Origin of the sequence: Bradyrhizobium sp., from assembly GCF_017881085.1 — a bacterium.
GTDB lineage: Bacteria > Pseudomonadota > Alphaproteobacteria > Rhizobiales > Xanthobacteraceae > Bradyrhizobium.
In genome coordinates, this window is record NZ_JADGRI010000231.1 from 1 (window position 1) to 8,723 (window position 8,723).

General features: G+C 61.2%; 8 protein-coding genes. 7 read left to right on the forward strand and 1 reads right to left on the reverse strand.

Annotation, left to right across the window (positions count from 1 at the left end; translation table 11 throughout):
• The 3 genes from QZ213_RS19825 to QZ213_RS19835 all read left to right on the forward strand — a co-directional run.
• Positions 1-315 (forward strand): hypothetical protein (locus QZ213_RS19825; RefSeq protein ID WP_291687795.1); only part of this gene is annotated, 315 nt, incomplete at its 5' end.
• Positions 302-898, forward strand: coding sequence for a GNAT family protein (locus tag QZ213_RS19830; RefSeq protein WP_291687796.1), 597 nt, complete (start codon positions 302-304; stop codon positions 896-898). The genes QZ213_RS19825 and QZ213_RS19830, both read left to right, overlap by 14 nt.
• Positions 899-972: 74 nt before the next feature.
• Positions 973-2,595, forward strand: a complete 1,623-nt coding sequence (locus tag QZ213_RS19835; protein ID WP_291687797.1) for a GMC family oxidoreductase N-terminal domain-containing protein — start codon at positions 973-975, stop codon at positions 2,593-2,595.
• A gap of 26 nt (positions 2,596-2,621) precedes the next feature.
• Here QZ213_RS19835 and QZ213_RS19840 read toward each other — a convergent pair whose 3' ends face one another.
• Entirely contained in the window at positions 2,622-3,263 is a 642-nt protein-coding gene (locus QZ213_RS19840; protein ID WP_365885075.1) for a TetR/AcrR family transcriptional regulator, read from the reverse strand.
• 189 nt (positions 3,264-3,452) lie between these two features.
• Here QZ213_RS19840 and QZ213_RS19845 point away from each other — a divergent pair, with 189 nt between their 5' ends.
• The 4 genes from QZ213_RS19845 (at position 3,453) to QZ213_RS19860 (ending at position 8,240) form a co-directional block, all read left to right on the forward strand.
• Positions 3,453-4,688, forward strand: a complete 1,236-nt coding sequence (locus QZ213_RS19845; protein ID WP_291687798.1) for an MFS transporter — start codon at positions 3,453-3,455, stop codon at positions 4,686-4,688.
• Positions 4,689-5,129: 441 nt separating this feature from the next.
• Entirely contained in the window at positions 5,130-5,732 is a 603-nt protein-coding gene (locus QZ213_RS19850; RefSeq protein WP_291687799.1) for a hypothetical protein, read from the forward strand.
• Between the two features lie 342 nt (positions 5,733-6,074).
• Entirely contained in the window at positions 6,075-7,211 is a 1,137-nt protein-coding gene (locus QZ213_RS19855) for a helix-turn-helix transcriptional regulator (RefSeq protein WP_291687800.1), read from the forward strand.
• A gap of 219 nt (positions 7,212-7,430) precedes the next feature.
• Positions 7,431-8,240 (forward strand): outer membrane beta-barrel protein, encoded by an 810-nt coding sequence (locus QZ213_RS19860; protein ID WP_365885076.1) that lies wholly within the window; start codon positions 7,431-7,433, stop codon positions 8,238-8,240.
• Positions 8,241-8,723 lie beyond the last annotated feature (483 nt).

The window sequence follows — 8,723 nt, forward strand, 5'->3', positions numbered from 1 at the left end:
GGGCGAGCTGATCGCGATGGACTGGGCGAGATCAGGCCTGCCGCTGAATTTTCTGAACAAGTGATGGCAGCGGACGTGACCACAACCTTCGTCATTGCGTGCGAAGCGAAGCAATCCATCGGGCCACAACGCGCTTTCGAAGCCGTCATTCCGGGGCGATGCGAAGCATCGGACTACGATGTGCAATTGCAGATCGGAGAATCTCGAGATTCCGGGTCTGGTGCTGACGCACCATCCCGGAATGACGGAGACGGGATCGCTGCACTCCTTGGAATGGCGGATTTTGAAAGCGGAGTACAAAATGCCCTGGCTTGAACCGGTGACGCTGAGCGGTCCGCATGCGCAGCTCAAACCCCTGTCGCACGATCATGTCGGTGGGCTGACGGAAGCCGTGAAGGACGGCGAGCTGTGGAAGCTCTGGTATACCTCCGTGCCCACGCCCGAAGGCATGGGCAAGGAGATCGATCGCCGGCTTGGATTGCAGGCGGCGGGCACCATGCTGCCGTTCACGGTGTTCGATGCCGACGGCAGGATCGCGGGCATGTCGACCTATATGAACGTCGATGCGCCGAACCGGCGGGTCGAGATCGGCTCGACCTGGTACGCCAGGCGCGTGCAGCGCAGCGGGCTCAATACCCAGTGCAAGCTGCTGCTGCTGACCCACGCCTTCGAAAAGCTCGATTGCATCGCGGTCGAATTCCGCACGCATTTTTTCAACCACCAGAGCCGGCGCGGCATCGAGCGGCTGGGCGCCAAACTCGACGGCATCCTGCGCAGCCATCAGATTGCGCCGAACGGCACGCTGCGCGATACCGTGGTCTACAGCATCATCGCCGGCGAGTGGCCCACGGTGAAAGCGCATCTGACCTATCAGTTGAACGAGAAGCCGCGTGCATAGCGTTTTCGAGCGAAGTGGGTGCCGGTTCGCGTGAAGAAAACGCGTCAAGAGTAAAGACGCCAGGGGCGGAAGCGATGGATACATTCGATTACGTGATCGTGGGCGCGGGCTCCGCCGGCTCGGTGCTGACCAACCGGCTGAGCGAAGACCCCGGCACCACCGTTTGCGTGCTCGAAGCCGGCCCCAGGGATTGGCATCCCTACATCCATCTGCCGGCGGGCTTCATCAAGACGTTTCACATGAAGAGCATCAACTGGGCCTACCAGCAGGAGCCGGGGCCCTGGACCGGCGGCCGCAGCATCTACGCGCCGCGCGGCAAGACGCTCGGCGGCTCGTCCTCGATCAACGGCCACATCTACAACCGCGGCCAGCGCCAGGATTTCGACACCTGGGCGCAACTCGGCAATCGCGGCTGGGGCTATCCGGATGTGCTGCCCTATTTCAAGCGGCTGGAGCGGCGGGTCGGCGAGGGCGAGGATGAGTATCGCGGCCGCGACGGCAACCTGACCGTCACCACCATGGACTGGCAGGATCCGCTGTGCGAGGCGTTCATGGCGGGCGCGATCAGCCTCGGCATTCCCAAAAACCCCGATTACAACGGCGCGATCCAGGAGGGCGTATCCTACGCCCAGCGCACCATTCAGAACGGCCGGCGCGTCAGTGCGGCGACCGCGTTTTTGCATCCGGCGCGGAAGCGGCCGAATGTGCATGTGCACACCCACGCGCACGCCACCAACATCATCTTCGAAGGCAAGCGCGCGGTCGGCGTGCGCTACGTCAAGGGCGGTAAGGGCGGCACGCCGTTCGAAGTGCGCGCCAACAAGGAAGTGATTCTCGCAGGCGGTACCTACAACTCCCCGCAGCTGCTGCAATTGTCGGGCATAGGGTCCCCCGACCTGCTGGCTTCGCACGGCATCGAGGTGCGGCACGCTCTCACAGGCGTCGGCGAGGGACTGCAGGACCATTACGCGCCGCGAACGGTGGCGCGGGTCAAGAACATCAAGACCATCAACGAACTCAGGCGCGGATTGAGCCTGTGGGTCGAGGCGCTGAAATGGGCGACCACGCGGCGCGGGCTGCTGTCGCTGTCGCCGACCATGGTCTATTGCTTCTGGCATTCCGGCGAGACCACCGAGAGCTCCGACCTGCAGCTGACCTTCACACCCGCGAGCTACAAGGAGGGCGTGCAGGGCCAGCTCGAGGACGAGCCGGGCATGACGGTCGCCTCCTGGCAGCAGCGCCCCGAGAGCCGCGGTTATGTCCGTCTGCGCTCGGCGGACCCTTTTGCGCCGCCGATCATCCAGACCAATTATCTCACCGCCGAACTCGACCGCCGCGTCATCGTTGCCGGCATGAAGCTGGCGCGGCGGCTGCTTAAGTCCGCGCCGCTCGCGCCCTATTACGCCCACGAGGATTTTCCCGGACCCGGCGTGCAGACCGACGACGAATTTCTCGCCGCGGCGACCCAGCGCGGCACCACGACGTTCCATCCCGGCTGCACCTGCCGCATGGGCCCGGCCGACGCCAAATGGGCCGTGGTCGACGACCAGCTGCGCGTGCACGGGTTGCACGGTCTGCGCGTGATCGATGCCTCGATCATGCCGCGGATGATCTCGGCCAATCTCAACGCCTCGACCATGATGATCGCCGACAAGGCGTCGGACCTGATCCGAGGCAAGAGCGCGCCGGGAAGCTGAACATGCACTGCAAGAACGCTTGAGGCCTAACGGCGGCCCGGCGACTTCGAGTTCGCCGATTTGCGCCCCACCCGTGTCTTTGGCGGCACAACGCGAGGCGCTCGAACGGAGCCACGTCCGGCCTTTTCCCTGGGAGCGCGCTGTGCGGCGGCGGGACCGGCTGGCGCCGGCGGCGCTGCTGCCGTTGGCCGCGATTGAACCCGATCCAGCAGCGCATGGCAGTAGTCCAGCGTCAGTTCCCGATCGCCGTACAGGATGTGATAGATGATCGGCGCCACCACATGGTCGAGCACCTGGTCGATATCGAAAGCCGCCTCATCGCGCGCCCTCGCCCGCGAAACGATCGTCGTCAGGTGTTCGCGGGTAAAACCCGCGCACTGGCACGGGTAGGCCTCCTCCGAGGAAAACACATCCCTCATCAGGGCCCGGCCGACCGGCGACGACATCTCTTCCATGAATTGTTCGATGAACAGCCGCAGGTCCGACGCCACCGCGCCGGTGTCTTCGGGATCGGCGATTGGCCGCAACCGCTCGACGGCGACATCCGCCAGCAGCGCGGAGAGGTCGCCCCACCGCCGGTAGATCGTCGACGGCGTCACCCCGGCCTCGGCGGCAATTTGCGGCACCGTGAGTTCATCCCGGTTGTTTTCGGTAGCCAGACGTTTCACCGCCTCATGCACGGCGGTCTGGATTCGAGCGCTCCGTCCCCCCACCCGAATGCGTTCCCTGACCGCCACGCGTCTGCTCCATGCAACCTTGCCATGCCAAAACGAGGGACGGCCTTAACGCAAATAATTTGCTTTAAGGTCGCAAGGTCCTATATGGCTAAGGCTATATATTAGCTTTAGGAGCCCCACATGCAAGCTTGCCCGGCCAATCCGCCGTCCGGCGTCCCCGCCGAAGCGCTTTCCGCGGGAACCCGGGCCTCGGCCCGCGCCCTTTCGCCCGCGGCCATGACGCTGTTCAGTTTCGCTGGCGCCATGCTGATCGCGGCGAGCAGCAGCGCGGTGACGCCGCTCTACCGGCTCTACCAGGCGTCGATGCATCTGACGCCGTTCTGGATCACGGTCGTGTTCGCGACCTACGTCGTCAGTCTCCTGACTGCCCTGCTGACGGTCGGCCGATTGTCCGATTACGTCGGTCGCCGGCCGGTGATCCTTGCGGCGCTGGTCCTGAACGCAGCCGCGATGATCCTGTTCGCGGAGGCGAGGGATGTCGGGCAATTGATCCTGGCGCGCGCCGTTCAGGGGCTTTGCGTCGGTGTCGGCACCACCGCGCTGGGCGCGGCGATCCTCGATACCAGCCGCGCGCGGGGACCGCTGCTCAACAGCGTCACCACGTTTCTCGGCATGACGGCCGGCGCGCTGGGCGCGGCCGCCTTGATCACCTTCGCACCCGACCCGCTGCATCGGGTCTACGAGGTCCTGCTTGGTCTGACAGTCGCGATGATCGTGCTGCTCTGGGTGATGCCCGAAAGCAGTTCACGAAAGCGCGGGGCGCTTGCGTCGCTGTGGCCGCACGTCAGTGTGCCGCCGCAGTCGAGGTCCGTCCTGGTCAGGCTAACCCCGGCCAACATCGCGTCCTGGGCGCTCGGCGGGTTTTATCTCTCGCTGATGCCGACCGTGGTGGCGACCGCGATGGGCGTCGCCTCGCCATGGGTCGGCGGCGTCGTGGTGTCGACGCTGATGCTGACCGCGGCCATTGCGGTGGCGACGTTCAGGCATTGGCCGGCCCGGCGCCTGATCTTGCTGGGCACGAGCACGCTATCGCTGGGGGTGGCGGTTTCCATGTTCGGAATCCAGCAGCAGCAGGTCGCGGCATTGCTGGCCGGGACCGTGATCGCCGGCGCGGGGTTTGGATCGACCTTCTCGGGAACGTTTCGCGCGTTGCTGCCCACGCCGGAGCCGCACCAGCGGGCCGGGCTGCTTTCGGCGTTCTACGTCCAGTCCTATCTGGCCTTCAGCCTGCCGGCGGTCGCGGCAGGATTGTCTGTCTCGCTGATCGGGCTTTCGATAGCGGCCTATCTGTACGGCGCCACCATCATCCTGCTTGCCGTCATATCGCTGATGGCTTCGCTCTGGATGGAGCGCTGATACGCCGCAGCGTTACACCTCGTGGAGCGGCAAAGTCGCCATGGCCGCTCCTGGCAGGCACTGGACGGCGCCATCACTTCTGCTCGGCCTCCTCGTTCTCGCGCAATGGCCCGTCTCGGGGCTTTGGGTGATCGGTCTTTTCATAGGCATCGACCTGATTTTTTACGGTTGCGCGTGGATCGCGCTGGCGCTCGCTTGCGTACAGCTTGAGAAGACCAGGTTCGCTCGAATCGAGACTTCACGTCCGGGATGTGAGGCTGCCCGCTGACTTGTTGCGACAGTTGCGATGGCCGAATGGTCACTTTCGGTACTGGCACCTTCGAAGCGGAGCCTGACGCTGATCAGGTTTGATCTTGACCCATGTCAAAATAGCCGACCGGGGTGGCATGCTAATCTACCAAGGGGCACGGCTATCCTTCGCTACTTCATGGAGATGAGCAAATGCCTACGCAAAGCAATATCCACTTCTACGTAAATTGGGCCAAAGAACGCCTCGATGAAATGGAGGCCGTGCTGATATCGCTTGAAGGGAAAGCCGGTGAGATGCAAGCCGACGCCCGCGACAAGGCCAGCAAAGCGCTCGCTGGTTTGCGCAAGAGCCGTGATGTCTTCAGGGAAGCCATTACGAAGCAGACGGGAGCCAACGAGGCGGTATGGACCAGCGCAAAGGCAAAACTGGAACCTGAGTGGAACTCGTTTGAGGCCGAGGTCAAGAAATACGTCGAGAGCTTCAGCAAGCAAGTCGACCAGCAGCAGGCGACATTCAAGCTTCAGGCTTCGGCCCAGCTGAAGGCATGGCGAGAAGCCGCCGACAAGCTTGGCGGCGATGCCAAACAATTCGCAGCCGAGCGTCGGGTCGAAATCGATGCCTCCGTGAAGCGCATGCAGGCCGATGCCGCCGAGGCGGAGGAAAAACTCAAGAAGCAGCTGGACCAGATGGGGTCCCAGTCATGGTCCGCCCTTATGTCCACTTTGACGGAAACGCGCGCGGCCTTCGATCGTGCCAATCAGGCGGCGCGCGAGGCGTTCAAGCGAGCTGCTTGATTGAGGCAGCAGCTGGTGGAATTTGGAGAGACCGCCGTGAGGCGGTCTTTCTTTTTGTGCTCGAGGATCGAGAAATAACACTTGGCTGATGACCGGTACTTTTCGGACCTGCCAGCCGGCACCGACGATGGCCGGTTCCCGGGGTAGAGCGGAAGCGGCCGGATCACGGTCAGAACGTCGGACCCGGACCGGACATTGGCCTAGGCCGCCAATGGCCCGGTGTGCTTTGATAGGGCTCGGCCAAAACTCGTCCATGCAATGTTAAACTGCGAGCAAAATTGATTTCCTGCAATAGACTGAGTACGTCCAGTTCATTCCTCTGAAATCCGGCAAGCATTGTCCATGAGTATTATCCCTATTGATGAATTTTCGCGTTTGGTTGGAAATATTTACGACGCGGCCGTGACGCCCAACGAGTGGCCCGCAGTACTTGAGCGGATCTGCAAATTGCTCAACGCCCAAACGGCTGCCTTGTGGTCGTACGATCTCTACGACAGGACGCCGCCGTGGCAGTTGGAAATCGGCTACGATCCGTACTGGATGAAGCTGTACACCGATAAATACCTCTCGCTGAATCCGTACATGGATGACGTCGCGCGCCTGTCGCCGGGGGAGGCCAGGGCCAGTTCCAGCCGGCCGGATTATGCCGAACTGTTCAAGACAGAGTTCTATCAGGGCTGGCTAAAACCACAGCGCTTCATCGACTCGTCCGTGTTGATGGTTGAAAAATCCATGAACACCATCACAACCCTTGTGAACGTCCGCAACGAGGACCAGGGCCTGTACAATCAGGCGACGATCGATGTTGTTAGGATGCTCTATCCGCATCTGCGTCGGGCGGTGATGATCGAACGGGTCGTTCGGGATCATCAGGACCGGTCAGCGGAGTATTCCGCGGCGCTAGATTCGCTGGCGTCGGGGATGTTCCTGTTGACCGCCGAGGCCGCGGTGACTCATGCCAACGCCGCTGGCGAGGTGATGCTCGCAGCCGGCTCGCCGTTGAAGACGGTCAACGGCCGGCTGATGCTGGCGGACGAACAGGCGAACCGCAACCTGCGCGAGGCGATTTCCTCGGCTCGCGAGGGAGACGTTAGACTTGGGGAAAAGGGCACCTCGATTCCGGTTCGCGGCGAGCACGGGGAATTCATTCTTCACATGCTGCCACTGAACGCTGCGCGCCGGAAATCGGTCGGATCCAGCGCGAGCGCTGCCCTTGTTGTTTTCGTCAGCCGTAACGATCCGCAGGATACCCAGACGATCACGGCCTTTGCCGAACGCTTTGGCTTGACCGCGCAGGAAACCCGCGTCCTACAGACGGTGGTCGAAGCCGGCAGCGTGCCAATGGCGGCGGACATTCTTGGTATTTCGTCCTCCACCGCCCGAACCCATGTCACCAGTATCTTCGATAAGTCGGGCGTGCGTCGGCAAGCCGATTTGATCCGATTACTGACGAAAATGAAATCACCTTTTGTCAGATAATCGAAGCGCCTCCTATGATCGTAGGAGGCGCGGACCACACTACGTGCGACATCATCACTCGAAGCGGATTTGGCGCGCAGATGTTGCAACCGGGCCACACTTGCTTCGGAATTGAAGTCATCTCGTACGATCGTATGAGGCTCAACCTCAGCTTTCCATTTTAGGGTGAGCCAGACTGGATTTCCATCCGAGTCATTTATTTATTTATTGGGGCAGCAAATGAAACATTCCGCATTCGCCGTTCTCGCAGTATCCGCGCTATACGTTGGCAACACTCAGATCGTTTCCGCAGCGGACCTGTCGACCAAGGCCCCGCCTATAGCGCCTGTTGCTGTCTATAACTGGACCGGTTTCTATGCTGGTTTGAATGTTGGTGGCGTTTGGGCAAATACAGATATCGACTACACGGCAAGTCTGTTTGGCTTTAGCGGCGCACCGGGTGCCGCATTCCTGAATGCAGGCACGTCCGGAAGACTCAAGACGTCGGGCTTCACCGGGGGCGGCCAGGTTGGTTACAATTATCAAACTGGTGCAGTCGTGTGGGGACTTGAGGCAGATCTGAATTATACGGGTCTCAGCGGTACTCGATTTATCGCGCTTAACTTTGCGCCTATCGGCGTCAACATAACGGATCCTTTCACTCAAACAATGCAGAGTAACTGGCTAGCAACGTTTCGAGGCCGTTTGGGTTACGCGACCGGGCCTCTGCTTTTCTACGCCACGGGCGGTCTGGCGGTTGCAAACGTGAGTTACACCGATTTTGCTTTCTTCCCGGCAAGCAATTCGATTAACGCTGCGTCATCGAGTTCAACCCGTACAGGATGGACGGTCGGTGGAGGGGCGGAATGGATGATTGCTCCAAAATGGAGCGTTAAGGCTGAATATCTTTATGTCGATCTGGGAAATACGACTTACACCAGCACCAACAGTGTTCTCAATGTTGCGCCAAACTTAGCGACGATCACGCACGACCATCGGCTCACTGAGAATATTGGAAGAGTCGGGCTCAACTATAAGTTCGGTAATTGATGGGCGCTTGAGTAAGCGCGAAGCGCCGATCTGAAATCATCGCCGGTAATTTGAAGGCCTCGGCATAGTCCGGGGCCTTTCCTATTCTTCCGCGTACTATGTCGCCTTTTGGGCACTTTTCGGACCTGCCAACCGGCGCCGAAGATGTCTGCTTCTCGGGATACAGCGGAAGTGGTTGGCAAATGCGACCCGACGGGCAAATCACCTGGGCGATTTATCGACCCCTCTGTCCAGCCCCTTTCGAAAAAATATTCTGATTTTCCGAAGACGCAAATCACCTTTATATCCGCCGCCGTCCCGCTCCTCAGAGGGGCGTTGCGCAACGTCACGAAACGCGGAGCGGGATGCGGTGGACGCGTGCGGCGCGCTTGACGGGCGATGCGGCTTGCGGACGGCGAAGTCGTGTGGTCCTGACGCCCCGACGCTGGCGTCAAGTTCGCGGGAAGCAGTTCCCGCGGATGATGGTGGCAAGAAAGCCCGGTC